The 24,975-nt window shown below is 52.3% G+C and carries 26 protein-coding genes and 1 pseudogene; 14 read left to right on the forward strand and 13 right to left on the reverse strand.

From position 1 onward, the window contains the following. Window positions 1-52 precede the first annotated feature (52 nt). The 4 genes from NZ653_04390 (at window position 53) to NZ653_04405 (ending at window position 4,837) form a co-directional block, all read left to right on the forward strand. Entirely contained in the window at window positions 53-982 is a 930-nt protein-coding gene (locus NZ653_04390; protein ID MCS7286356.1) for an ABC transporter ATP-binding protein, read from the forward strand. Window positions 983-993: 11 nt separating this feature from the next. Next, a complete protein-coding gene (locus NZ653_04395) occupies window positions 994-2,373 on the forward strand; it encodes an FAD-binding protein (GenBank protein ID MCS7286357.1) in 1,380 nt (459 codons plus the stop codon). Window positions 2,374-2,385: 12 nt separating this feature from the next. After that, a complete protein-coding gene (locus NZ653_04400; GenBank protein ID MCS7286358.1) occupies window positions 2,386-3,498 on the forward strand; it encodes a (Fe-S)-binding protein in 1,113 nt (370 codons plus the stop codon). A 160-nt stretch (window positions 3,499-3,658) separates the two neighbouring features. Continuing rightward, window positions 3,659-4,837: an MFS transporter gene (locus NZ653_04405; protein ID MCS7286359.1), complete on the forward strand. Its 1,179-nt coding sequence runs from the start codon at window positions 3,659-3,661 to the stop codon at window positions 4,835-4,837. 40 nt (window positions 4,838-4,877) lie between these two features. Here the strand turns inward: NZ653_04405 and NZ653_04410 are convergent, their stop codons facing one another. From NZ653_04410 to NZ653_04470, 13 genes and pseudogenes are all read right to left on the reverse strand, one after another. Further along, on the reverse strand, window positions 4,878-5,732 hold the full coding sequence (locus NZ653_04410; protein MCS7286360.1) for a phosphatidate cytidylyltransferase: 855 nt from the start codon (window positions 5,730-5,732) through the stop codon (window positions 4,878-4,880). Beyond that, window positions 5,698-6,363: a polyprenyl diphosphate synthase gene (gene uppS / locus NZ653_04415; GenBank protein ID MCS7286361.1), complete on the reverse strand. Its 666-nt coding sequence runs from the start codon at window positions 6,361-6,363 to the stop codon at window positions 5,698-5,700. Before uppS ends, NZ653_04410 begins: the two co-directional genes overlap by 35 nt. Before the next feature lie 54 nt (window positions 6,364-6,417). Then, window positions 6,418-6,975: a ribosome recycling factor gene (gene frr, locus NZ653_04420; GenBank protein ID MCS7286362.1), complete on the reverse strand. Its 558-nt coding sequence runs from the start codon at window positions 6,973-6,975 to the stop codon at window positions 6,418-6,420. A gap of 11 nt (window positions 6,976-6,986) precedes the next feature. Continuing rightward, window positions 6,987-7,697, reverse strand: coding sequence for a UMP kinase (gene pyrH / locus NZ653_04425; protein MCS7286363.1), 711 nt, complete (start codon window positions 7,695-7,697; stop codon window positions 6,987-6,989). Between the two features lie 9 nt (window positions 7,698-7,706). Further along, complete coding sequence (gene tsf / locus NZ653_04430; GenBank protein ID MCS7286364.1) at window positions 7,707-8,330, reverse strand: translation elongation factor Ts; 624 nt, start codon at window positions 8,328-8,330, stop codon at window positions 7,707-7,709. A 12-nt stretch (window positions 8,331-8,342) separates the two neighbouring features. After that, window positions 8,343-9,188 carry a 30S ribosomal protein S2 gene (gene rpsB, locus NZ653_04435; GenBank protein MCS7286365.1) on the reverse strand — a complete coding sequence of 282 codons (846 nt, stop codon included), beginning with the start codon at window positions 9,186-9,188 and terminating at the stop codon, window positions 8,343-8,345. Window positions 9,189-9,309: 121 nt separating this feature from the next. Continuing rightward, window positions 9,310-10,593, reverse strand: coding sequence for an NAD(P)/FAD-dependent oxidoreductase (locus NZ653_04440; protein ID MCS7286366.1), 1,284 nt, complete (start codon window positions 10,591-10,593; stop codon window positions 9,310-9,312). Continuing rightward, window positions 10,590-10,967, reverse strand: coding sequence for a 6-carboxytetrahydropterin synthase QueD (gene queD, locus NZ653_04445; GenBank protein MCS7286367.1), 378 nt, complete (start codon window positions 10,965-10,967; stop codon window positions 10,590-10,592). The genes NZ653_04440 and queD overlap by 4 nt, the downstream gene beginning before the upstream one ends. 12 nt (window positions 10,968-10,979) lie before the next feature. Continuing rightward, window positions 10,980-11,765: a thiamine pyrophosphate-dependent enzyme gene (locus tag NZ653_04450; protein MCS7286368.1), complete on the reverse strand. Its 786-nt coding sequence runs from the start codon at window positions 11,763-11,765 to the stop codon at window positions 10,980-10,982. Next, complete coding sequence (locus NZ653_04455; protein MCS7286369.1) at window positions 11,746-11,928, reverse strand: DUF1540 domain-containing protein; 183 nt, start codon at window positions 11,926-11,928, stop codon at window positions 11,746-11,748. The genes NZ653_04450 and NZ653_04455 overlap by 20 nt, the downstream gene beginning before the upstream one ends. 303 nt (window positions 11,929-12,231) lie before the next feature. Next, window positions 12,232-12,711: pseudogene (mobB, locus tag NZ653_04460) on the reverse strand (molybdopterin-guanine dinucleotide biosynthesis protein B). A 13-nt stretch (window positions 12,712-12,724) separates the two neighbouring features. Continuing rightward, window positions 12,725-12,958, reverse strand: a complete 234-nt coding sequence (locus NZ653_04465) for a hypothetical protein (GenBank protein ID MCS7286370.1) — start codon at window positions 12,956-12,958, stop codon at window positions 12,725-12,727. 238 nt (window positions 12,959-13,196) lie between these two features. Next, on the reverse strand, window positions 13,197-16,178 hold the full coding sequence (locus tag NZ653_04470; protein ID MCS7286371.1) for a TIGR03663 family protein: 2,982 nt from the start codon (window positions 16,176-16,178) through the stop codon (window positions 13,197-13,199). 159 nt (window positions 16,179-16,337) lie between these two features. Between NZ653_04470 and NZ653_04475 the strand changes: the two genes are divergently transcribed. From NZ653_04475 to NZ653_04520, 10 genes are all read left to right on the forward strand, one after another. Then, on the forward strand, window positions 16,338-17,330 hold the full coding sequence (locus NZ653_04475) for a peptidoglycan DD-metalloendopeptidase family protein (GenBank protein ID MCS7286372.1): 993 nt from the start codon (window positions 16,338-16,340) through the stop codon (window positions 17,328-17,330). Next, window positions 17,327-17,719, forward strand: a complete 393-nt coding sequence (locus tag NZ653_04480) for a polymer-forming cytoskeletal protein (protein ID MCS7286373.1) — start codon at window positions 17,327-17,329, stop codon at window positions 17,717-17,719. Before NZ653_04475 ends, NZ653_04480 begins: the two co-directional genes overlap by 4 nt. Further along, complete coding sequence (locus NZ653_04485) at window positions 17,719-17,922, forward strand: Trm112 family protein (protein MCS7286374.1); 204 nt, start codon at window positions 17,719-17,721, stop codon at window positions 17,920-17,922. The genes NZ653_04480 and NZ653_04485 overlap by 1 nt, the downstream gene beginning before the upstream one ends. Further along, window positions 17,897-19,111: a peptidase MA family metallohydrolase gene (locus NZ653_04490; GenBank protein MCS7286375.1), complete on the forward strand. Its 1,215-nt coding sequence runs from the start codon at window positions 17,897-17,899 to the stop codon at window positions 19,109-19,111. Before NZ653_04485 ends, NZ653_04490 begins: the two co-directional genes overlap by 26 nt. Before the next feature lie 28 nt (window positions 19,112-19,139). After that, window positions 19,140-20,510 (forward strand): dihydrolipoyl dehydrogenase, encoded by a 1,371-nt coding sequence (gene lpdA / locus NZ653_04495; protein MCS7286376.1) that lies wholly within the window; start codon window positions 19,140-19,142, stop codon window positions 20,508-20,510. A 203-nt stretch (window positions 20,511-20,713) separates the two neighbouring features. Then, complete coding sequence (gene lipA, locus NZ653_04500; GenBank protein MCS7286377.1) at window positions 20,714-21,577, forward strand: lipoyl synthase; 864 nt, start codon at window positions 20,714-20,716, stop codon at window positions 21,575-21,577. A gap of 13 nt (window positions 21,578-21,590) precedes the next feature. After that, window positions 21,591-22,208, forward strand: a complete 618-nt coding sequence (locus NZ653_04505) for a YdcF family protein (GenBank protein MCS7286378.1) — start codon at window positions 21,591-21,593, stop codon at window positions 22,206-22,208. A gap of 74 nt (window positions 22,209-22,282) precedes the next feature. Next, the gene (locus tag NZ653_04510; GenBank protein ID MCS7286379.1) at window positions 22,283-23,566 is read left to right on the forward strand and encodes a serpin family protein; all 1,284 of its coding nucleotides are present in this window, start codon (window positions 22,283-22,285) and stop codon (window positions 23,564-23,566) included. A 235-nt stretch (window positions 23,567-23,801) separates the two neighbouring features. Continuing rightward, complete coding sequence (locus NZ653_04515; GenBank protein ID MCS7286380.1) at window positions 23,802-24,077, forward strand: hypothetical protein; 276 nt, start codon at window positions 23,802-23,804, stop codon at window positions 24,075-24,077. Window positions 24,078-24,680: 603 nt separating this feature from the next. Next, window positions 24,681-24,956, forward strand: a complete 276-nt coding sequence (locus NZ653_04520; GenBank protein ID MCS7286381.1) for a hypothetical protein — start codon at window positions 24,681-24,683, stop codon at window positions 24,954-24,956. The last annotated feature ends 19 nt before the right edge of the window (window positions 24,957-24,975 follow it).

Here is a 24,975-nt window from a genome sequence, read left to right on the forward strand (position 1 = left end):
GGAAAAGGATAGGATTCTCGTGCGGGTGGAACATCTTAAAAAATACTTTCCCATCACCAGGGGCATTATTTTCCAAAGAACCATCGGCTATATCCGGGCGGTTGATGATGTGAGCTTTTTCATCCGCAAGGGGGAAACTTTCGGCCTTGTCGGAGAATCGGGCTCTGGCAAAACCACCGTTGGCCGTACCATCCTGCTGCTGCATCGCCCCACTTCCGGTAAAGTTTATTTTGATGGGATTGACCTTACGGCCCTCAAGGGCGAGGAACTGCGCCGGATGCGCCGCCGAATGCAGATAATTTTCCAGGACCCCTATGCTTCCCTCAATCCCAGAATGACGGTTGGAGATATTATCGGAGAACCCCTGGAAATCCATGGGATCGCCAGGGGCAGGGAGAAACGCGAAAGGGTTATGGAACTTCTTCAGGTTGTGGGCCTTAATCCCTATTTCATAAACCGCTATCCCCATGAGTTCTCTGGAGGCCAAAGACAGCGCATAGGGGTTGCCAGAGCCCTGGCTATGAATCCCGATTTCATCGTGTGCGACGAGCCCATCTCAGCTCTGGATGTTTCAATCCAGGCTCAGATCATAAACCTTCTGGAGGAGCTTCAGGATAGATTCGGGCTCACTTATCTCTTCATAGCTCATGATCTGGCAGTGGTTCGTCACATTTCCAATCGGGTGGCTGTAATGTATCTGGGCAAGATTGTGGAACTCACCGATCGTGACAGCCTTTACAACAACCCCCTCCACCCTTATACCCAGGCTCTTCTTTCGGCAATCCCTATTCCTGATCCGGTGGTGGAAGAACGCCGGCGGCGTATAATCCTCAAGGGAGAGATCCCAAGCCCAGCTAATCCTCCTTCAGGCTGTCGTTTCCATACACGCTGCCCGGTGGTAATGGATATTTGCAAAGAAGTGGAGCCAGAATTCAAGGACATAGGTGGCGAACATTGGGTCGCTTGCCACAGAATTAGCTAAAGGGGGTGTGTATAATGAACCAGCGTATTTTGCGTGAAATTGAGAACATAGTGGGGGAAGGAAACGTCCTGGCCGACGATATAGACCTCCTCCTTTATTCCTACGATGCTTCCTTTCCCGAAAGCAAGCCCGATGTGGTGGTTTTCCCTCGGTCTGTTGAGGAAATTTCCCGCATAATGGCCTTAGCTTCAGCCGAGCAAATCCCAGTTATACCCAGAGGAGCAGGGACAGGGCTGAGCGGAGGGGCCGTTCCGGTAAAGGGGGGAATGATCCTTTCCCTCACCAGGATGACCCGTATCCTTAAAATAGATACTGAAAACCTGGTGGTGGAAGTGGAGCCGGGAGTCGTGAATTCCCACCTACAGATAGCTTTAGCTCCTTACGGCCTCTTTTACCCTCCCGATCCAGCCAGCATGAAGGTTTGCACCCTGGGAGGGAACGTAGCGGAAAATGCCGGTGGCCCCCGTTGCCTGAAGTACGGAGTGACCAAAGATTATGTTTTGGGGCTGGAAGTGGTTCTGCCCGATGGAGAGATAATCCACACCGGGGGTCAGGTTATAAAGAACACCTCGGGGTATGACCTCACCCGCCTCTTTGTGGGGTCTGAGGGCACCCTTGGGGTAATAACCAAGATAATTTTAAGGGTTCTGCCCCTCCCCGAGGCTAAAAAGACCATGCTGGCGATATTTGACTCCTTGGATGCAGCTTCAAAGACCGTCAGCGCCATCGTGGCGGCTGGCATAATACCTACAACACTGGAACTTATGGACAACCTCCTCATCCGTTGTGCCGAGGAATTCACCCATGTTGGTCTCCCCACGGATGCCGAAGCCCTGCTCCTCATAGAGGTGGACGGGGCTAAGGAAGCTCTTCCTCCTCAGGTTCAGGCTATAGAAAACATTTGCCGCAGGGAAGGGGTAAGAGAGATAAGGATCGCTGCCTCTGCTGCTGAAGTGGATAGACTGTGGCTTGCTCGCAGGACAGTTATAGGAGCTGTTGCCAGGGTCAGGCCTTCATTGGTCCTTCAGGATGTGACCGTTCCCAGAAGCCTCTTGCCGGAGATGGTGTCCCGCGTTGTTGAAGTATCCAGAAAAGTGGGCTTGCCTATAGGTGTCCTTGCCCACGCTGGCGATGGCAACCTTCATCCCCTCATCCTCTTTGATAGCCGTATTCCGGGGGAGCTGGAGAAAGTCCATCAGGCTGAAGAGGAGATCTTCGCCTCGGCCATTGAGCTTGGAGGAACCCTTACAGGGGAACATGGCATAGGCCTCACCAAGAGGGAATATTTCTCCTGGCAATTTTCGCCAAAGGAGATGGAAGTTACGAGAAACATTAAAAAGGCCTTTGACCCGATGAACATTTTGAATCCAGGAAAGATTTTGCCAGAATAGGGGGAGATAGAGATGGAACTCCATGAAGCCCTTTACAGGTGCAATAAATGTGGTTTCTGCCAGGCTTCTTGCCCCTTTTACCAGTTCACACGAGAAGAGTGGAGCAGCGCCCGAGGAAGGCTCAGGCTAATAAGGGAAGCTCTGGAAGGCCGGCTTGCTACTTCTGATAAATACAGCCGAAGGCTGTACCGCTGTTTCATGTGCGGAGCTTGTTCTGTTACCTGCCCGAGCGGGGTGCCGGTGGAGGAAATCCTCCTCAAAACCAGAGAGGCATTGGCTCTCAAGGGGTTCATCCCTTCCCCCCTGGAAGAGTTAGGCCTGAGAGTTAGTTCTACAGGCAATATCTCAGGGGAAGACAAATCCCTGCGCCTTTCCTGGGCTCAGAACCTGGATTTTCCCGTCCGCCGCAATGGTAAGCCAGAGATGGTTTACTTCGTAGGGTGTGTTTCATCCCTGTATCCCCAGGCCTATGGCCTTCCTCAGAGCATGGTTTACCTTCTGGAAAGGTGTGAGGTTAATTACTCGGTTCTGGGGGAAGAAGAAGTCTGTTGCGGCTATCCTCTCCTCATCAATGGGCAAGTAGAACTGGCCAGGGACATGGCCAAGAAGAACATCTCCAGAGTAAAAGAAACTGGAGCCAGCGTTCTTCTGACCACCTGCCCCTCCTGTTACAGGATGTGGAAGAAATTTTACCCGGAGCTTCTCGGGGAAGATAGCGGCCTGAAAGTGATTCACTCAGTTCAATGGCTTGCAGAGGCTGGGCTTTCCTTCAAACCCTTTGAGGAAAAACTTTCCTATCATGACCCATGCGATTTGGGGCGGGGCTGCAAGATTTACGAAGAGCCCAGGGCTTTCCTGAGTTCTATCCCCGGCGTAAAACTGGTAGAAATGCCTTTCACCAAAGGCGAAGCCCTCTGTTGCGGGGGCGGGGGCAATGTGGAAAGCCTTGAACCCTCAGCTGGTGAAGAAGTGGCCAAGATGCGCCTTGAGCAGGCCCGTATTGCAGGGGCGGGTATAGTAATCACCGCCTGCCCCCAGTGCCGGAGAACTCTCTCAAGGGCCGCAAGGGGAATGGGCCTGAGAGTTCTGGACATTGTGGAACTTGGGGCGAAGCTATTGACATAGATTTTCCGCTCTGGTTATCGGGTCTGCAAGACCACCCTTGGGGGGGTAAACCGAAAAGGCTATCAGGCCCTCTCGCGGAGGAAATCTTTTGCTATTGATGAAATTTACCCCTGCCCAGGAACTCCGGGAGGGAAATTATTGCGCAAACACAGGAGGTGGTATGGCTCCCTACCTTGCCTTGAATTACATCATTACCTTTATCTGCTTCACCGATACCCACCTTCTCCTTCCCATAATGTCCCTTTATGCTCTGAGCATCGGTGCCAGCGTGGGAGCGATAGGCATTATTGTGGGGCTTTACTCCGCAATCAATACCCTGGCCAACATCTTCTTTGGCCGGCTAATTGACAGGGTGGGCTATAAAAGTCCTTTGATTTTTGGGCTATTTGGCGATGCCCTATGCATGTTTGGCTATACTCTGTGCCAATCTCCCGTCTGCCTGGCCCTATTGCGCGGCCTTCACGGGTTAGCAGGTGGAATAGCTGGACCAGCGACCATGTCCTTTACCGGGCAGCGTGTAACCAGAGGAAAGAGGGGAAGAGGTATGGGTTTCTACGGAGCCGCCCTAGCTTTAGCAAGCCTTATAGGCTATGGACTGAGCGGAATTTTAGCTTCCCGTTTGGGATACAAAGCCGTCTTCTACTTTGGATCGGCTTTGTTGTTTTTGGGCGGGATTTTGGCTTTGGCAATGCCAAGAGGTAAGCCTATCGCTCGCCCGGAAGTGGTCGTTGGGGAAGAACTAAGGAAAATAGGAAGCCTTTTGAAAAGAAGGGGGTTAATCATTTCTTACTGCTCTGTATTTGCTCAGTATTTCGCTTTCGGCAGTGTGGTCACTCTGTTGCCTCTGTATGTTAAAGGGTTAGGAATGGAAGCCTTTCAGGTGGCCATGCTCCTCGCCACCTTCACTATTGCTTTCATCTTTCTCCAGTTACCATCCGGGTTTCTGTCTGACAAAGTAGGGCGCTGGATACCTGTTGTTGCAGGGCTTTCATTAAGCGTCGTATCCCTGGTTGCTTTGCCCACTTTGAAGACCTTCACCTCTCTTGCTGCAGTTATGGCGCTATATGGCATGGCTTACAGCTTATTATTCCCCTCCATATCAGCCCTAATCACCGATTATACTGACCATGGGGAACAAGGGTTAGCCACAGGAATCTTTCATGCTTTGCTTACCGCTGGCGTTGGCTTTGGGGCGCCTTTCATGGGCTGGGTTGCTGAATTAACGGGAATTGAGTTGGGCTTGGCCCTCAGCTCGGGGCCGTTTGCTTTAACTTTGTTAATCCTCTTGCTCATTGGGGCCCTTGGCGGCATCGGAAAAGCAAGCAATGGACCTCATTAGAGGTTCGGTGTCGGGGTAGCGTTTCCAGGGGCTTTCAGTATCAAAAAACAACCGTAACAACGTAGTAATAAACGCCAATCGCTGCGAACAGAAGGCTGTCTATTCTATCCAGCATCCCTCCGTGACCCGGGAAGATGGTCCCTGAATCTTTAGCTCCAACCTGTCTTTTAATCATAGAAACAGCTAAATCCCCGAAGGGCGCAGTAGTAGCCACGATAATTCCCAGGGCCAGGCTGTGGTGCAGGGGAATTCCCGCAATGGTTCCGAGAACGATAGCCGCCAGCACTCCGGCCAGCCATCCGCCAATTGTTCCTTCCCAAGTTTTCTTGGGGCTCAGGCGGGGCCAGATGGGCCTCTTGCCCCATTTTAGCCCCACAAAGTAGGCTCCCGAGTCTTCCGCCCAGGTAATAAAAAGGGTTAACAAAACCCAGGTGTAACCATTGGGGAGGGAACGTAAAGAAACAAAATGGCTGATGAGCCAGCCGATATAGAATCCTCCCGCCAGGGTAAGAGCCCAATCAACGGCTGGGTAAATAGTCCGGCGAAAAAGTTGCCAGATGGTAGCAACCACTATCCACGCTGAGAGGCCAAAGGGGAGGAGGTTAAGGTGTGGCCAGAAAGCATTCAAGACCAGAAAAGCGGTGAGGATAAGGCCCATTGGCCAGAGGGGATTGAACCCCCCTTTTTCCATTAATCGGAAAAACTCCCATGTGGCTATGAGGGCGGCCGCTCCCACTACTAAAGCGAAAAGTATTCCCCCAGCCCATGTTATTAGAATAATAGCCGGGATAAGCAAAGCAGCGACCAGGACCCGGTTTCGGAATTGGGATTGCTCTAATTTGGCCATGTAGGAGGAGCTTTTACCTTTCTTTGAGGAGTCCAAATCTTCTTTCACGGCGGCTGTAATCTAAAAGGGCTTTGTATAATTCTTCCTCGTCAAAATCGGGCCAGTAAACGGGCGTGGAATAATACTCAGCGTAGGCGCTTTGCCAGAGGAGAAAATTGGAGAGCCTCATCTCTCCAGCCGTCCGAATTATAAGGTCAGGGTCAGGAATGCCAGCGGTGTAAAGGTGCGAAGAGATAAGCTCTTCGTTAATTTCCTCAGGTTTGTAGCCTTTAGCAACTATCTTGCGAACCGCATCTACGATCTCAGTTCTGCCTCCGTAATTGAAAGCCACGCACAGAATAAGGCGATCGTTCTCCTTGGTAGCTTCCACCACCTGGCGGATTTTTTCCTGAAGTTCCTCAGGGACTCCATCCATCCGGCCTATATGGCGGACCTGCACCCCTTCCTTTACCAGTTCGGGCAGCGATTGGTCTATATACTGGTTCAATAAATTGAAGAGGCCCTCCACTTCCTCTCTGGGCCTTCCCCAGTTTTCAGTGGAGAAGGCATAGATAGTCACGTATTTTATCCCCCATTCTCCACAGGCTCTGAGGACACGGCGCAAGTTTTCTGCTCCAGCTCTGTGGCCTGCCAATCTTGGCAATCCCCTTTGTTTAGCCCAGCGCCCGTTGCCGTCCATTATAAAACCGATATGCTTTGGAAGGTTCTGAATCGCCTCTTTCTTCACTTTCTTTCAGATCTCCATTATCTCTTTTTTCTTGACTTCCCCGATCTCGTCTATCTTCTTCACTATCTCTTCGGTCATCTCATCAAGCCTGTCTCTGGCCCGGAAGAATTCGTCTTCGGAGATAAGTTTTTCGTCCTGCAGTTCTTTCAGCTGCTCCAGGCCATCCCGCCGACAGTTACGGACAGCTATTTTGGCTTCTTCAAGCCTCCTGGAGACTACCTTGACGAGCTCTTTGCGCCTTTCCTCTGTGAGGCGTGGAATATTTATCCTTATGACCTTGCCATCGTTCATGGGAGTAAGGCCCAGGTCCGATTTGAGGATAGCCTTCTCTATGGCGGGTAAGGCGGAAGAATCCCACGGCCTCACCACCAGAAGCCTGGGCTCCGGAGCCGTTATAGAAGCGAGCTGGTTCAGAGGTAAAAGGGTCCCGTAGTATTCCACCTTTACTTTCTCCAGAAGAGCAGGAGAAGCACGCCCTGTCCTCAGAGCCTTGAGGTCTTCCTGAAGAACTTCTACAGCTTTTTCCATTCGGGACCGCACATCCTTAAAGATTTCTTCCACCATATTGGCCTCCTTCAGCAAATTACGGTCCCAACCGGTTCGCCCAGGATCACCTTTTCCAGTGCTCCCTCTTCCCAGAGGTTAACCACGTAGATAGGGAGATTGTGCTCCATACAGAGGGAAATGGCGGTGCTGTCAATCACTCCTACCCTCATTTTCAGGGCTTCCATATAGGAAAGGCGCTCAAAGCGCACAGCATTGGGATTGACTTTGGGGTCATCGGAGTAAACTCCGTCCACCTTTGTGGCCTTTATCAGAACTTCGGCGTGAATTTCCATAGCTCTCAGGGCAGCGGCGGTGTCGGTAGTGAAGTAAGGCTGGCCTGTTCCTGCGGCCATTATGACTACCCTGCCTTTTTCCAGGTGACGGATAGCCCGGAGGCGGATGTAAGGTTCAGCCACACTCCGCATCTCTATAGCTGTCTGAACCCTGGTGGTCACTCCGAGCTTTTCCAAAGCGTCTTGAAGGGCAAGGGAGTTCATCACTGTGGCCAGCATGCCCATGTGATCGGCCGTGGCCTGATCCATCCCATGCTCTATTCCATCGCGGCCGCGCCAGATATTCCCAGCTCCGACCACGATGGCTACTTCAGCTCCCAGGTCTTTTACCGATTTTATCTTACGGGCAACTTCCATAGCTTTTTCGGGGTCAATTCCAAAGCCTTTGGGGCCGGCTAAGGCTTCCCCACCGATTTTTATCATCACTCTCCTGTACTTTAGGTTCATAGAACGACCTCATTTCAAAGGCTCGCCCAACTCAAAGCGCACAAATCGCCTTATCACCACATTTTCCCCGAGTTTGGCTATGGTTTGGGTGATGACCTCTTCCACCGTGGCATTTTCGTCTTTGAGGAATGGCTGACGCAGGAGGCAAACTTCCCGGTAGAACTCTTCCAGCTTGTTTTCCACTATTTTCTCTAAAACCTCGGGAGATTTATCTGAACCTCGGTATTCGGCGAGAATTTCGGCCTTTTTGGCCTCGATGACTTCAGGAGGTATGTCTTCTGGCCTTATATAGAGGGGGTTAAAGGCCACCACCTGCATTGCTAAATCGTGGGCCAGGTTCCGGAAAATTTCCGTCTTGGCTACGAAATCTGTTTCGCAATTCAATTCCACCATTGCCCCTACTTTGTTGCCAGTGTGGATGTAGGCTTCAATGATTCCTTCCCGAGCCTGGCGGGTCATCTTCTTGGCGGCTATAGCGATTCCCCTTTCTTTGAGGTATTGTTTGGCTTTTTCTAAATCACCGCCGCTTTCTTCCAGAGCCTTCTTGCACTCAAGTATCCCGGCTCCAGTAAGTTCCCTAAGCTCTTTGATAAGCTGAGTGAGCTCCTTGCTTTGCTTCGGTTCTACGGCCACTTTGTCACCTCCTTATTCTTCTTCTTCAATCTCGATCTCCATTTCCTCCTCTTCTTCCTCAATTAGCTCTTGAGCCCCCTTGCCCATAAATTTGATCTTTTCTAGGACAGAAGGCCCAAGATAGCGTTCCGGAGCTTCCTCAAAGGAGATTTCCTCCTCTTCTTCGGCCACTTCGGCCTTAATGGTTTCATAGAGCTGACGGCCTTCCAGGACTGCGCTGGCAATTTCAGAGGTTATGACTTTTATAGCCCTTATGGCATCATCGTTGGCTGGAATGCAATAGGTAACCAGTTCGGGGTCGGCATTCGTATCTACCACCCCTACCACCGGAATCCCAAGGCGATTGGCCTCTTTCACCGCCAGAGCTTCCTTGACTACGTCCACCACATAGAGCATGTCTGGAATTCTTTCAAGGCCTTTGAGGCCTCCAATTTTGCGGCGGAGGCGCTCCAGTTCCCTTTCCTTCTTGAGGGCCTCTTTTTTGGGAAGATGGTCAAACTCTCCCATCTCCTTCTGACGTTCCAGGTTCTCTAGGTATTCAATGCGCTTTTTGATGGTCGTAAAGTTGGTGAGGGTTCCTCCAAGCCAGCGTATGTTAACATAAGGCATGCCACAGCGTTTGGCTTCAGTTTCTATAATTTCCTGAGCCTGACGTTTTGTGCCCACAAAGAGGATTATTCCACCTTTGCTGGCAGTATCTTTAACCACTTCGCAGGCTTTTCCCAGAGCAGCAATGGTTTGCTGCAGATCTAAAATGTGAATGCCATTGCGCTCGGTAAAAATATAAGGCTTCATCTTGGGGTTCCACCGCTGTTTCCTGTGGCCGAAATGGACCCCTGCTTCCAAAAGGGTTTTCATGCTTACCGCCACTTTCCTCTCCCTCCTTTCGCAAAGATTTTGGGCAATTTAAAACCCCCAACGAGGGGGGCTTTCTAAAGAAGTATAGCACAAGGTAGAGCTTTATGCAAATTTTTCTGGGCTACAAACTTTCACTTAGTACCTTTTCCGCAGCTTTCTTACCCAGTTCCACCGAGTAGTTCGTCCCCCGGTCCCAGGGATATACATGATGCATGGAGGCCCAGTAGAGGCCTGGGATGGGAGTCTCAAGGGATGGGACAAACCGGGAATGGTTCACCAGAGGGACTGGTTGGGCATATGGCTCCCGGAAAAGCCAGGTTTTCCGGATCCACTCAGGCTTGAAGGAAGGATTGAACCGGAGAAGGTGGGGGATGAAGAGTTCTTCTATCTTCTCCTTGCTGAGACGAAAATACTCGTGGGTGGTCGGAACGTAATCCCCCAGGTACACTATGTGATCGCCGCCGTAATGTGAAGGAGAAATGTAATTGGTGTGTTCCACCAGGGCCAGGAAGGGGAATTCCCCCTTGGGCAGGTTTATCCAGTAGTGGCCGGAGGTCAGGGGGTGTTTCAAGGCTATCACGAGAACTACTGCTCCCAGAGAACGCAGTTGGCTAAGATATTCCCGGTAATTGTCGGGTAGGCCCTTGACTATGGAGGCCAGGATTTTGGGAGAACAGGTGGCTAAGACGGCGTCAAATTTCTTAACTCCGGCCGGGCTTATTACCTCCAGGTGCCTGTCTTCTCTCCTTATTTGCTTCACCGGGCTTTTGAGGTGGATTATGCCCCCTCTTTCCTTGATGTGGGAAGCAAGAACATCAGCGAAGGTCTGGAATCCCCCTTCCATGTAGCCCAGGCGAGGGCTGCGTTTGTGGAGGCGAGCCCAGAACCAGGCCATGTTCACTTCTTTGTAAAGAGGACCAAATTTCCCCGCCAGGAGGGGCTCCCAGAGCACGGTATAGGCCTCGTAGCCCATCCGACACGAAAGCCATTCGTGAGCGGTGTAGTTTTCCAGAGGCTTCCACCTGGTGCTCAGGCGAAGGTAGAGGCCCACAAGTCCAAATCTTATCTTGCCTCTCCAGGAAAGATGGGGAAATCTCAGGACCGCCCAGGGGGAATCAAAAGGGTGGGCTTCGCCTTTGTACCAGATGGAGGTTACGGGCCTCGGGAAAAAAACTTTGTCCTTCAGCCCGAGCTCTTTCAAAAGCTCCAGCACTGTGTAGTCTGAAGCGAACCAGTGGTGGTAGAATCGCTCCAGGGGCCACTCCCAGTTTTCATCCTTAAAGCCTGATGCTAACCCCCCTACTCGCTCGGAGGCTTCAAAGATTTCCACAAAATGCCCTCTTTTGGTCAGTTCGTAGGCTGCTGTGAGGCCGGTGATTCCGGCCCCTACAACCCCTACCTTCATCCACCTTCCTCCGGGTAATAGGTAGCCCAGGCGTCGGGCGATTCCCAAACCTGCACTTTGCTTACCTTCACGTTGGGGAGCGCCTTTTTCACTTCCTGATAGACAAAGGTGGCAATGTTTTCCGCACTGGGGTTTATGGAATCAAAGGGCGGAACCTCGTTCAGGTAAGCGTGGTCAAGGAGCGGGATTATCTTTTCGTCCAGTATTCGCTTGAGTTCGGTGAAATCAAAAGCCAGGCCAATTTCATCCAGGCTTTCCGAGCGGATTGAAACGGCTATTTGGTAGCGATGGCCATGGAGTTTTTCGCATTTACCTCCGTAAAGGCGGAGGCTGTGGGCAGCATCAAAGTGTCTCAGGACTGTAACTTCGTACACCTTTACCCCCTTTTATCCGATGAATTCCCCTATTATGATTTTGCCCTCCAGTTCTTCTGGGGGAAGCGTGGAGGCTCTTTCAATGGTTACGCAATTTTCCTTCCAGAATTTGAGCATTTCCTCAGGTCCCCCCAGTTTGTTTTGCCTGCCGTAGTGGGTGGGACAGGAGCTCAGGACTTCTACGAAGGAGAACCCCGGGTGTATGAGGGCCTTTTTGAGGGCTTTAATCAGCTGATGTATGTGGAACACGGAGTAACGTGCGACATAGGTAGCCCCAGCCCCTACCATGAGTTTGCACAGGTCAAAGGGCCTCTCGGGATTTCCTTTCGGGGTGGTAACGGTGAAGGCCCCAGTGGGGGTAGTAGGAGTGACCTGGCCTCCCGTCATGCCGTAAATCATGTTGTTGGCGCAAATCACCGTCATTTCAATGTTGCGGCGGGCTGCATGAATCAGGTGGTTTCCGCCGATGGAGGCCAGGTCTCCATCTCCTCCTATGACCACCACTTTGAGGGTCGGGTTGGCCAGTTTGATCCCTGTGGCGCAGGCCACGGCTCTCCCATGCAGGGTGTGAAGGGTATCGGCTGCATAATAAGGGCTTGGGATCCATCCTGCGCAACCTATTCCGGATACAAAGACCATACGTTCAAAGTCCAGGCCCAGTTCGTCTATAGCCCTTAGGATAGCACCCATCAGGATGCCATGACCGCACCCTGGGCAAAAGGCCGTTGGGAAAGTTTCAGAGCGAAGATAGCGCCGGATAGAGGCGTTGGTCCCGGGCTTACCACTCTTCCTCTTCATCAAACCTTTCCTCTTCCCAATCGGAGAAGAGCTCTTCTTCCTCTTCCTCTCCCAGCCGGAAAGTCAGGCATCCTTCATCGGGGTCAATTTCAATTTCCTTTGCCTGGCAGATGCCTTTTTTCCAGAACATACAGTCTTCAATATAGCAGCGTACCCTCGTCATTTTACCCCTCTTCAAACAAACTGTGCGCGAACGCACAGTTTGCCCTGGGTATTTGTATCCCGCCTTTCAGTCTGCTCCATCCCAGGGAGGCGGTATTTGGAGCAGAGCAATCGCCAAACTTGCTTAACCTCCTTCACCAAGGTCTACTTTTATAGAGATATATCGGCCAAGACCGCCTTGTAAGGCGGAGACCATCCCTTTTATCGTTCTGGCGACGATTTGACGAGTGAATTCTTTAAAGATAGGCACTCCTCTTCCGTCCACCGTGATAGAGACAAGTGGAAATTCCCGTTTCTCAAGAACCCTGGCCTCAAGGAGGTCCGCCAGGGCTTCAGTTTCCTCAAAGGAGAACTGGGGAACGGGCACATTGAGAGGTTCATCAGTAACCACTGCTAAGAGTTCCTGGGGCGAGCACAGGAGGTCGCCTCCCACAGCTTTGCGGTGGACCTCTATCTTGGGTTTGTCAGCTCTTTTGTAGCCTTCAGTGAGGATTATATCTACGTCGGTGATGTAAGAAGCTACTTCGTCCAACGTTAGCTCGCTTTCCAGTCTTTTTATCAAGGCCAGCCTGTTGGGGGAGGCTATCACCACCACATCGCTTCCGGCCTGGGCATGACGCCATGAATCTTTACCGGGATGGTCTATGTCAAAACCATGGGTATCATGCTTTATCGTGCCCACCCTGTACCCGCGTTTCTTCAGCACCGCTATCAGTTTTTCCAGAAGGGTGGTTTTGCCTGAGTTTGATCTCCCCACTACTGAAATTATGGGTGTTCCAGACATTTCGCAAGGCCCCTCAGCGAATTATCAATGAAAGAAGGAGCATAAACACAAACATAACCAGCGCCGTTATGCCCGCCCTTCTAAGGTCGCTATAAATGTAGGGGTATTCTTTCCGGAAGTCAACCCTTAAAGCTGGTCGCTCGGGGATTTTAACGACAGGCGCAGGGCTTGGCTTTGAGACGATGGTTTTCTCTTCCCTTCGCTTTTCCTTACGGGCACGAACCTTTTTCTTCTTCTTTTTGGCCATCCTTCCTCCTCCCCAACGGTTTGGAAAACATTGTAGGCACAGAGGATTTTTTGTCAAGGACACCCCAGGCTCAGAGCTTCCAGCCTACTTGAGGGTAGACATGGCTTTGAAGAGGGCAGATGATGGCAGTTTTTTCCCATCGCTACAGGTGAGGATCTCTTCACCGGGAAACTGCAGGTGTTTTTTAAAGTTTTCTGGTGGCGTCGCCACTTTTTTCAGGCAATCCCAGGATAAAAGGTTACTGTTCCTGAGGGGGTAAGGTGAATTTCAGGATTCGGCAACTGCCAGAGTCTGCCACGTAAAGGTTCCCCTCCTTATCTACCGCCAGGCCAATGGGAAGGTTAAGTTGATCATAACGGCCAATGGAGAAAAGGAAATTGCCTTCTAAATCAAAGGCCAGGATACGGTGGAACTCCGGGTCGGTGACAAAGAGACGTCCATCCGGGCTTATCGCCAGGTATGGTTTGTTGACTACGGATTGGCTTTCCCAACCGTGGATGCGCCATTCTTTGATGAAGTAAAAGTTCTCGTCAAATTTCTGGATCCGTCTGTTCCAGGTATCGGCTACATAGATATTGCCTTGCGCATCCAAAGCTATTCCCACGGGTTCGTCGAAGAAGCCTTCCTGAGTGCCAAAGCCTCCCCACTGGCCCAGGAAAAGACCTTCAGGGGAGAATTTCTGGATCCGTTTGTTTCCCGTATCGGCCACGTAAAGGTTGCCCTGGCGATCAATGGCAATGGTTCTGGGGCCCCAGAAGGCCCCAGGCTGTCCCAGTTTGCCTTCGGTATTGACGAAGTGGCCCCATGAGGTTATGAAGTTCCCCTGGGAGTCAAACTTCTGAATCCGGTGATTCCATGTATCAGCTACGTAAATGTAACCTTTCTCGTCTACGGCTATCCCCCACGGTTCACTGAACTGGCCTGGGGCGCTGCCGAAGCTCCCCCACTGGAGGATAAACTGCCCATTGGGCCCAAACTTTTGAATCCTGTGATTCCCTGAATCAACCACGTAGATATTGCCTTCTGCGTCCACAGCCAGGTTACGGGGGTCCAGGAACTGGCCCGGCTTTGCACCGCAGGTTCCAATCTCCAGGGAAGGTGTTATCGTTAAAAGCTTGCGGGCATATGGGTCAATTTCTTCGGGGGCGGGGGGAGGTGCAACTCCGAGTTCCCATACTTTCTGGTAAACGTCCTTGCGGACGTAGAGGTAGAAGTAATGCACGTAAGGCCATTGAGTGAGGGGGGTTTTGTAACGGCGATACAGGAAAACGTCCCACATTGCCCGTCGGATTTCGGGATCTTTGAGCATCTTCCAGAGCCGAGCTGGGGTCAGGCCTTTGTAGTCCTCCCTGGGCCACCAAACGAGCCGGTAAGCAAAGCGGTAGTACTGGTCGCCGAGAAAAGGCTTGACTTTGTATTCGTTTTTGGGGCCCACAATAACGATGGGGGCGTCAAGGGCTTCGCGGGTCGGGTTAGAACCATAGTAAACCCGGTTGGGGTAATCCCTGAAGTACCACTCCAGGGGCCAGGTGGAATCATCGTCGTAGGCAAATTTTATCTGGCGATCCCCCACAGTGTGGAGGGAAATGAGATCAATCTGGGCCAAGGCAATTTTTATGTCCGGGGTTCCGTGGGCGTAAACGATGAGCTCCTTGACGTTGTCATAATTAATAAAAGAGGCCATCCAGGCGAACCTGATGGTGAGGAGAGCCAGGAATACCCCCGCAAGAAGGCCCAGAGTTTTGACGAAGAGCTTCCCCCCCAGCTTTTTGAAATAAAGGTAGAGGAGGTAGCTGAAAGCTCCAAGAGCTATAAGGGCGGCAAGCCATCGCATGGTTATGGATAGTTTCTGGAGGGAAAGACCCTGGAACGGTCTCTGGGTGAGGACCTGTAAAAGGGTCGCGATGGTTGGGATCAGCAAGATAAAGGCTATTGGTCCTCCCTTTTCCCACCACTCTTTCCACCTGATTCTTTCAAGAAGTTGCCCTCCGAACATTCCTCCCAGCATTACAAGAGGCAAAGCTGGGTGGAGCACAAGCCAGGGCATTTTTTCCCCTGCCCAGCTGTAAATTACCAGGGAAAGGATGAACCAGCAGGCCAGGAAGGCCTGGAACCAGGCTTTCTCCTTCTGGGGTTTGAAGAGGTAATAAATGAGACCAGCTGTGCCCAGAATAAGGGGCAGAAATTCGTAGAGAGGCAGCAGCATAAGGTAGTAGTACCAGGGCTGACCACCTCTCTGAACTCCATGCTGGGCAAGCCAGTAAGCGATGGAGCCTGGGATCCCTGTCACAAGGCCGTAGGGGTTGGTGAAGAAAGTGGTGAAAAGGGTCACGTGGATGGCCAAGAAGATAATGATGCTTATCCCGAGGGCTCTGGAGCTTATGGCACGCAAAGCAGGAGCAAAAGGCCTTTCCTGGGTTGTTCTGACTATCACGCCCACGGTCAAAATCCCTCCGATAACTCCAGTGAAGAAGGAGATGTAAGGGATTAGGGGGAGCACGGGTTTGGGAAGGAGTGCAGGTTTCTCCAGAGCTATTGCGCTAAGGGTCAAGATCAGGGCTATTAAAGCGGCTACAGCTCCGGTGAGGAAAAAGCGCATGGTTCTGGCCTCTTTTGCGCCCAGGCTCTCCCAGAGAAAACCGGAGAGGATGAAGACAACGCCAATGAAACCAGTTATGTAGGTTACTTCCTTAGTGGCGATGGCAAGGCTCAGAACAGCCGCCCCCAGGTAGAGCCAACGGTGTTCTCGTTCTTCCAGGAATCGGAAGAGGGCGATCACCAGGAGAGAGTTCCAAACGGCGATGTAGATATCGTTACGGATGTATCGGGAGTAGTAGAGGAAAGATGGGGAAATTAAAAGGAGGAAAGAGGTGAGGAGTGCGCCGGTGGAACCAAGCCAGCGACGCATGAAATAGGGCAGAATAACAAGCACCACTCCGAAGAGAGCGGGGAGAATCCTGGCGGTGAAGTCGCTTACGCCAAAGAGAAAGTAAATGAGAGCGTTGGAGTGGAAAAGGAAGGGTCCGTGCATCATGGGGTTGTGCTGGTAACCTCTGCCGGAGTAGAGGTAATAGGAAAAGAGGGAGTGAAGGCTTTCGTCGTGGCTCATAGCCCGGGTTCCAAGGTCCCAGAATCGGGAAAAGATGGCGACGATGAGAAAGATCAGGTAGATCATTTTTTCGCGGTCTAATTTAAAAGAAACGGGCTTATCCAGCGCCATAACCCTAACTCCTCTGGACCTTATTAAGGGCAGGTAAAAGATAACATAACCTCGCCTTTTCCGCAAGAGGCCAGGCCCGGCACCGCTTTGCAGGTTCGTTTTTTTGACAAAACCAGAGCTGTGGTGTAATATGGTTATAACTTCCTGGAGGGCAAAGCTTTGCAGAGAAGGAGGAAGCCAGATAACTTAACAATTTTGATCATTTCTTCGCCCGAAGAGCCCATAAAGCATTTTTCCCTCCCCCGTTGGACCCTTAAAGCAGTCCTGCTGATAGGCCTTGCTATCCTTTTAGTTGCAGGTTATTTTTCCCTTGAATATTACCGCAATTTGCAGGATCTGGCCGCTCTGAAGCGCGAGCAGGAGCTTTACCGGGATAAAATCCAGATCTTCCGCCTCATCCTCTACTCCCAGCAGGAAGAAATTCGGGAAATATCCCAGGAGTTAGAGACGGTCCAGACCAAAGTTAAGGAAGTTGAAGAGCTTGCAATGCAGGTCCGGGGCCTGGCCGGTTTACCTCAGCCTACCATTACTCCTTCAAGTCAGCAGGAAACTGTAAACTATTCCGGTTTTGTCGTTAAGAAAGTGGCGCAGGAATTAGCTACTGCCCAAAAGCTTAAAGAGGCCCTGGAATATCACAGAGCTGACCTTAAAAAACTTAAAGATTCCCTCGGTGTGCGGTTGCTCAAAATACCTCCTGAAAAGAGAGACACCCCCGAGAAACTGCGGCGTGAGCTGGCTCTTCTGGCAGCTGCTCCCACTCGCTGGCCTGTGGATGTTAAGCCCATCATTACTTCAGGATTCGGCCCTCGCGTGTTTATGGGCAAAAAAGAATTTCACACCGGCCTTGATATAGGGGTCTGGTATAAGACTCCCGTTAAGGCCACCAAGGCAGGTAAAGTGGTCTTTGCCGGGTGGAAAACTGGCTACGGCCTTACGGTGGAGATAGCCCACGAGATGGGTTATTCCACTATCTACGCCCATAATTCTTACCTTCTGGTCAAAAGAGGTGAAGAGGTGAAGGAGGGCCAGGTCATCGCGCTCTCTGGAGATACCGGCAGGACCGATGGCCCTCACCTCCATTATGAAATCCGTCTGAACGGTAAGCCTCTGGACCCACTGGTTTTCCTTTCTCTGAATGTGGAGGAGAAATGAGGATATTTAAGACCCGGGAGGAAAAGCCTGTTCCTGCTCACATTGAAGTGGTCATAGGGCCTGGGGCACGCTTCAAAGGCGACCTGGAAAGTCAGGGGAGCATAAGGATAGATGGTTTCTACGAGGGTACAATAAAAACCCAGGCCAACGTCATTCTGGGGGAATCAGCAAAGGTTATGGGGGATATAACGGCAAGGGCTGTATCGGTTTCCGGTGCTTTCAAGGGTTCAATTCAAGCCGAAAGGGTTGAGCTTCTGGCCGGTGGAAGGATCTGGGGGGATATAACTGTAAAATCTTTCCTCCTGGACGAAGGCGGGTATATAAAAGGTCAGGTGGTTTTAAGCACCCCTGAACCACCGGAAAACCCCTTTGAGGAGGTAGAGGGATGATTCCCAAGGATCTTCTGGAGATATTGAGGTGCCCGGCTTGCGTGCGCAACGGCCCTGACGCAGGTCTCCTGGACTATATCAGGGAAAAGTGGCTTGTGTGCAGGGATTGCCAGCGCAAATATCCTGTCAGGGAAGGGATTCCCATTATGCTTATAGAAGAGGGAGATAAGTATCGGGATGTCCCGGTGGAAGAGCTGGATTAAAGGCTTATGGACTTTTTTATTTGTTCTTTCACTGATAGCTCCAGCCCAGGCGCAGGAAGGACTAAAGGTTGAAGTTAACGAATATTCCTACGAGTTTGCTCAGAGCATAGATTTCCGTCTAGTAGCTGAAGCCCCAAAGCCTGTAAATCGGGTGTATTTGATTTACACCTTAAGCCAATCTGGCATCCTCCACAAGCAGGTCCCTAAATTTACTCCGGGAACTTTGGTGGAAGCGAGCTGGAAGTGGGAATTGGGCCGAGGAGCTCTGCCCCCCGGCACCCTGGTCAAGTATTACTGGCGCCTTGAAGCTGAAGACGGCACTGTCTTCAAAACGGAGATCATCTCTTTCCGCTACGAAGATAACAGGTTCAAGTGGCGCTCCCTCCAGAGTGGTCCCATTACCCTTTACTGGTATAAGGGAACACGGGATTCTGCCAGAGCCCTCCTTGAAGCAGCCACCGCAGCTCTTAAGAGGATCCAGGAGGATATTGGAATTGAATTTCAGGGGCCGATAAACATTTACATTTACGGCTCCGGCGGTGATATGCGTAGCGTAATCCCTCCCCGCAGCCAGGTCTTTGATGAAGCCACAGTAACCCTCGGGATGGTCCTTTCGGAAGATACAATTGTGGTTCTGGGCACAGCTTCAGATGTAGAGAAAATCATAGCCCATGAGCTCAGTCACCTGGTGGTGGGGAAGGTGACAGAAAGCCCACTCGCCTCTGCCCTGCCTCGCTGGCTCGATGAAGGTCTGGCCATGTATGCTGAAGGTGAGCTCCCAGCCAGGAACCTCCTCGCTCTGAGGAGGGCCTTGAGCGAGGACAAGTTGATATCGGTGCGGTCCCTTTCCAGTTATGTGGGCGATCCGGAGAAGGTGGACCTTTTCTACGCCGAGGCTTACAGTCTCATAGAGTTCCTGCTTGCGGAGTATGGGAAAGAGAAAATGCGGGAGTTTCTGGTTCAGTTTGCCAATGGGGCCACCCAGGAGGAAGCTCTGGAGAGGGTTTACGGTCTAAGCATTGATGAACTTGATGCCAAGTGGAGAAGATACCTCCGGAAAAAGTATGGTCCTTCTCCTCGTCCTTCCACCCCTTCTCTCCCATGTTCTCTCCCCCTGGGCCTCGGGGTTGCGGGAGCGATAGGGGTGCTGGTGCTGCGCCGTAAAGGAAGCCTTCCTGCCCGAGAGTAATTCGCTTTAGCCGGAAAGGAGGCCAGATATGCCCCACGTTCTTATCATTGGTGGGGGGCCTGGAGGGGTAGCCGCCGCCATAAGGGCCGCCCAGCTGGGAGCAAGAGTTACCCTCATTGAAAAAGGAGATGTAGGCGGAAACTGCACTAATAAAGCTTGCGTGCCTGTAGAAGCCCTCCAAACCACAGCCCGGCTTCTATCTCAGCTCCGCCGAGCTCAGGAACACGGCATATCTTTCAAGGAAATGGCCTTTGACCTTTCCACCGCCGTAGCCCGCAAAAACCAGGTGGTTGAAGAAATCCGAATGGGAATAGAGGGGCTTCTGGCTGGAAACGGTGTGGAAGTGATAAAGGGCAAAGCCAGGCTCTCCAGCCCCAGAGCTATAGAGGTTAACGGGAAGGAAATCGCGGGGGATGCCGTAGTCATCGCCACCGGGTTTAATTTCGCCAGACCTCCCATTGATGGAATCCAGGAGGAAGGGGTCATTACTCCCGAGGAGGCTTTGAACCTGAGCCAGGTGCCCCCTCGCCTCCTTATCATCGGAGGCGAGCCACCTCATATAGCTCTGGCTTCAATTTTCAGCGCCTTTGGGAGTAAGGTGACCCTGGTGGAAAGGGAAAGAAGGGTGTTGCCGGGTGAGGACGAAGAAATCCGCCAAAGAGTTGGAGCAGCCTTGAGGGAAGAGGGTGTTGACATATTGGTGGAGGCCAGGGTCCAGGCCATAAGGCGTAAAGGCCCGGAACTGGCCGTTTATGTAGTGGACCGCAGAGGGGAAAGGGAAATCACTGTGGACAAGGTGCTGGTGGTTGAGCGTATACCAGCCATTGAGGATTTAGGCCTGGAGAAAGCAGGAGTAAGGGTTGATGGGAAAGCCATAGCAGTGGATGAAAGGATGAGAAGCTCCTGCCCCACCATCTACGCCGTGGGGGATGCAGCAGGAGGCCGCTTTTCATACGAAGCCACCGCTGGAGGGATCGTGGCCGCTGAAAACATCATGGGCCTGGATAGCTACCTGGACAAACGCTTCATCCCTCGTTGCATTTACGGCCGACCGGAGGCTGCTTCTGTAGGGTTAACCCAGGAAGAAGCTGAAAAGGCTGGCTACCAGGTTAAGACCAGCGTCATACCCCTGGCCCTGAACGCACGAGCTATGGCTATGGGTGAGACCGCTGGCTCGGTGAAGATCATCGCTGAAGCTACCTACGGTAAGATACTGGGGGTTCACATTGTGGGGCCATGGGCCACAGAACTCATTGATCAGGCAGTTCTGGCCATCAAGCTGGAAGCTCTGGCTGAAGACCTGGCCGAGGCTATTGCTGGCCACCCCTGCCTCACGGAAAGCCGCCAGGAGGCTGCCCGCGACCTTTTAGGCAAAGCCCTCTATCTACCGAAATGGTGAAGGGGAAACTGGCGATCCTGAGGCTCGGCCCAATGGAAAAGCGCCGGGCTCTCAATTTTGCTCAACACATAGCCAGGGCCTGCAACCCTGATTTGGTAAGCGGTTTTCTCCTCCTGGGCTCAGGCTCTGAAACTGAAAGCTACCTGGTTTTACCCGGTGCAATCTCCCGTCTCGGCCTCGTTTCGGAAGCCTCTGCTGTGGAAATGGCCCTCAACTCCGGTTTTGAGATAACCTGGGGGTTAAGAGAAGCCCCGTGGCTCAGAGCTAAAGCCCCTCAAGGGGACAACGTGGAAAGGTTAGCTTCCTTACTGGAAGAGCTTAACCTCCACACCGTCTGCCAGGAAGCCCTCTGCCCTAACATTGCGGAGTGCTGGGGGAGGGGCACAGCCACTTTCATGATTCTTGGGGATATCTGCACTCGCGGCTGTCGTTTCTGCTCGGTAAAAACGGGTGAACCCTTACCTCCTGACCCCCATGAACCGGAAAGAGTGGCGGAGGCGGCCCGGAGGCTTGGTTTAAACCATGTGGTAATTACTTCAGTGACGAGGGATGACCTGCCGGATGGGGGTGCCAGCCATTTTGCTGAAACCATCAGAGCTGTTAAAAAGCATCTCCCTGGAGCCAGAGTGGAGGTTCTCATTCCAGATTTCGGCGGTTCTCTGAAGGCATTGGATAGAGTTCTTGAAGCAAATCCGGACATCCTCAACCACAATGTGGAAACAGTCCCGAGGCTGTACCCCCACGTTCGCCCCAGAGCCGATTACCGGCGTTCTCTTGGGATTCTGGCTCTGGCCTCCAGAGGAGGTTTGACCACCAAATCCGGCCTTATGGTGGGGCTTGGAGAAACCCGAGGCGAAGTCCTTGAGGTGATGGCAGATCTGCGCCGGGCAGGCTGCCAGATTCTGACGATAGGACAATACCTCCAGCCAATTTCCCATAAACTGCCTGTGGCTGAATACATTCACCCGGCGGAATTTGAATGGTACAGACAGGTAGGGGAAGAAATGGGCTTTAAAGCCGTCATATCCGGTCCCCTGGTCCGTAGCTCTTACTACAAAGGTTCCTGAAGAGGCCACCGCGATGCGTGGTAGAATTTTAGCCTGGCTTGCGCTGGTCCCTGTGGGAGTGCTCCTTTGCATAAGCCTGAACGTATATACTACTGGCACGGTTGACAGGGCTCGTCCTGCTGATGCCATCGTGGTGCTCGGCGCCCTGGTGGGGCCGAACCTGGAAGCCCGCATTCGCCACGGAGTAGAACTTTACCACCAGGGTTTCGCCCCTTACTTGGTCTGCGCTGGTGGCTACAGGGAAGAGCCGATGTCCGCAGCAGCGGTAGCGAGACGTAAAGCCATACAGGCCGGGATCCCTCCGGAGCGCATTTTCGTGGCTGACGGGGCCATGACCACCCGCGAAGAGGCTCGTGCTGTCAGGGCCCTGGCGGATCAGGAGGGGTGGCAGAGTGTTATAATCGTCAGCCACCCGCTGCACCTTTTCAGAGCAAGCCTGCTCTTCCGGCGAGCAGGCTTTGTGGTTTACACAAGCCCCACTAACACAAACCTGAGGGCTATTCCCCTGGGGGAAAGGCTTTACCTCACCTTGCGGGAAACAATGCTGGTAATAGGTTCCCTCATTGAAGACAGCGGCTTTGTGCCACGCTCCGTAGCTCTGTGGCTCCAGCGGCACAGGCTCTGGCGGTAAAGTCTTCCCGGAACATTCCCCTCTTCCCCGGCGTCATAAATTTGGTGCAGTTAATTTAGCAAAGGAGGTGCGATATGAGCAGGTTTTTACTCCTTGGCGTTATCCTTCTCAGCATACTGACCGGATGTGCCGAGCCGCCGGTGAGCGTGGTGGAAGCCAGAACCCTTCGCTCTGACAAGCCTCGCATCACTTCCCCCCAGGTCCCCGATGAAGACCTTCAAGAACTGGTCAGGGGGAATACAGCTTTTGCCCTTGACCTCTATCAGATGCTTCGGAAAACAGCCGAAGGGAACCTTTTCTACTCTCCCTACAGCATTTCCATCGCCCTGGCTATGACTTACGCCGGTGCCAGGGGGGAAACGGAGAAAGAAATGGCCAGAACTCTCCATTTCACCCTTCCCCAGAACCGCCTGCACCCTGCTTTTAACCGTCTGGATCTGGAATTGGCCAGCCGGGGGCAAGTTCCGCAGGGGGAAGGGAGAGGTTTCCGGCTGCGCATTGCCAACGCCCTCTGGGGGCATAAGGATTACGAGTTTCTTCCGGAATTTCTTGATGTCCTGGCCCAGAATTACGGCGCGGGCTTAATGTTAGTGGATTTTGTCTCGGATCCTGAAGGTGCGCGCCGCATTATCAACGAATGGGTCAGCGACCAGACGGAAGGCCGGATTCGGGAGCTTATCCCTCCGGGAACGATTGACATCCTCACGCGCCTTATCCTCACCAATGCCATCTACTTCAATGCTGCCTGGGCTGAACCTTTCGATAAAGAATTGACTGCAGATGGCACCTTCCACCTTCTGGATGGCCGTAAGGTCACAGTTCCCATGATGCGTCAGACTACCAATTTGGGTTACACTGAAGGTGAGGGGTATCAGGCAGTGGAGATACCTTACGAAGGTCAGGAGCTGGCGATGGTTATCCTGTTGCCTGCTGAAGGGAACTTTGAAGCTTTTGAGGAGTCCCTTAGGGCCGAGCGTCTACAGGAAATCCTGCAGGGAATAAAGTATCAGCAGGTGGCTTTGACCCTTCCTCGTTTCCGGGTGGAATCCGCCTTTCACCTGGCAGAAGCGCTCAAAGCGATGGGAATGCAAACTGCCTTCACACCATATCAGGCGGACTTTTCGGGGATGGATGGCACCCGTGACCTTTACATTGGCCACGTCTTTCACAAAGCCTTCGTTTCGGTTGATGAAGAAGGCACGGAAGCGGCTGCGGCGACGGCCGTGGTAGTGAGAGTAACAGCTCTCCCGGTGTCTTTGGTGGAAGTTACTGTGGATCGCCCATTTATCTTTTTCATCCGGGATATCCAGACGGGAGCCATCATCTTTTTCGGGCGGGTTGTAGACCCGGCTTCGTGATCCTGTCCTCCTGACGCAACCGTGCCGTAATCTGAGAAAAAAATAGCCGCTGGCGAAAAGTCAGCGGCTCTATATTTGGGCCCGGAACCATGAAGCTGCAAGTCAGAGCGGGAGGGGCGAAAGCGGGGACGTAACCTCCTGTGCTTCTTCGGTGCCGGAGGCGAGAGGGGCTTCTTGCTTCATGTGAAAATTTGCGCAGCCTCGTTATGCATGGTATAATCCAAAAGGGTGGAAAATGAAGGAGTTTATCCGCAAGGCACTTCGCACAGCAGGCGAAATCCTCTACGGAATGACCGTTTACGATATGGTTGTGGAGCTCCGCAAGCAGATCGGAGCAATGGAGAACTTTTTTATTTTCATAACCTTCGGTGACCTTTTAGGGGTTCCCATTTTGCCTACTTACTATTCGTTGCGCATTTTTCCTTACCTATTGCCCAAGATTGGCACTTGGAAGAAGAGTGCCCTGAGGGAAAGAGAGTTCACCGAGCTCTTAGCCGAAGAAATCGGCTAAAAGCGCAATATATGACGCGCGTCTCCGGAAACGTGTGATGAAGGTGTGGGAACAACTGTTGCTTGCCGAGCTGTATGGAGCAATTGGCGCCACCGTCACCAGCCTGAAAGGAACATATTCCTGGGTGCGGCAGATACAGGAGCCAGAACTATCGGGTGCTCCCCTTTTACGGCCTGCGGTTTATTTACTGCAGGATGTAAGTGGGCGAGTAGTCAGTGGCGACGGTAAAGCGTCCAGGAGCTGTGCAAGGGTAAACGGGTATTAAGCAGACGTTGGAGGCCTGGTTGCTGGCTGACTCCAAAGAGTCCGGAAAGCAATGGCGTGACCCTCCTTTTAGGTTAGTAGACTTCGTTTCGGACCCACCGCAAAAACTCGTGGTAATTATCATGCTTGGCCCGCGAAAACCAGGCGTTTTTACAAAAAACATAAGAGGTGGTATACTATATAGAAAGCCCGAACGAGAGTCAACGCGCAACCTGAGCATTGCGCGGTTTCCGAGGGAACAAAAGTCAGGTGGGGGAAGCGAGGAAAGGGCTGGACTTTTCAGAAAATGAGCCCCCGTGCCTTCCTCCGTCTGGACAATCCAGTAAAGGGAGGTGTGCTATGTCTGAAGAGAAAGTAAAGGGTTTCAGGGGCTTCCTTGATTCGGTTATAGAATTCCTCTACGGAATGGCGGGTCATGACATGACCAGGTTTGCCCTCAAGACCAGGGGCAGTATGGAGCACCTTTTCATCCTCATTACTATGGGTGACATGCTGGGCGTTCCCATCCTGCCCCCTTATTACTCCCTCCGTATCCTTCCCTACGTTGTTCCCCAGATCGCTACCTGGAAGCGCAGAATGCTGAGGGAGCGTGACCTTACCGATGCTCTGGCTTAATATACTTTACCCTGGAGGT

This window comes from Anaerolineae bacterium (assembly GCA_025062375.1).
GTDB lineage: Bacteria > Chloroflexota > Anaerolineae > SpSt-600 > SpSt-600 > SpSt-600.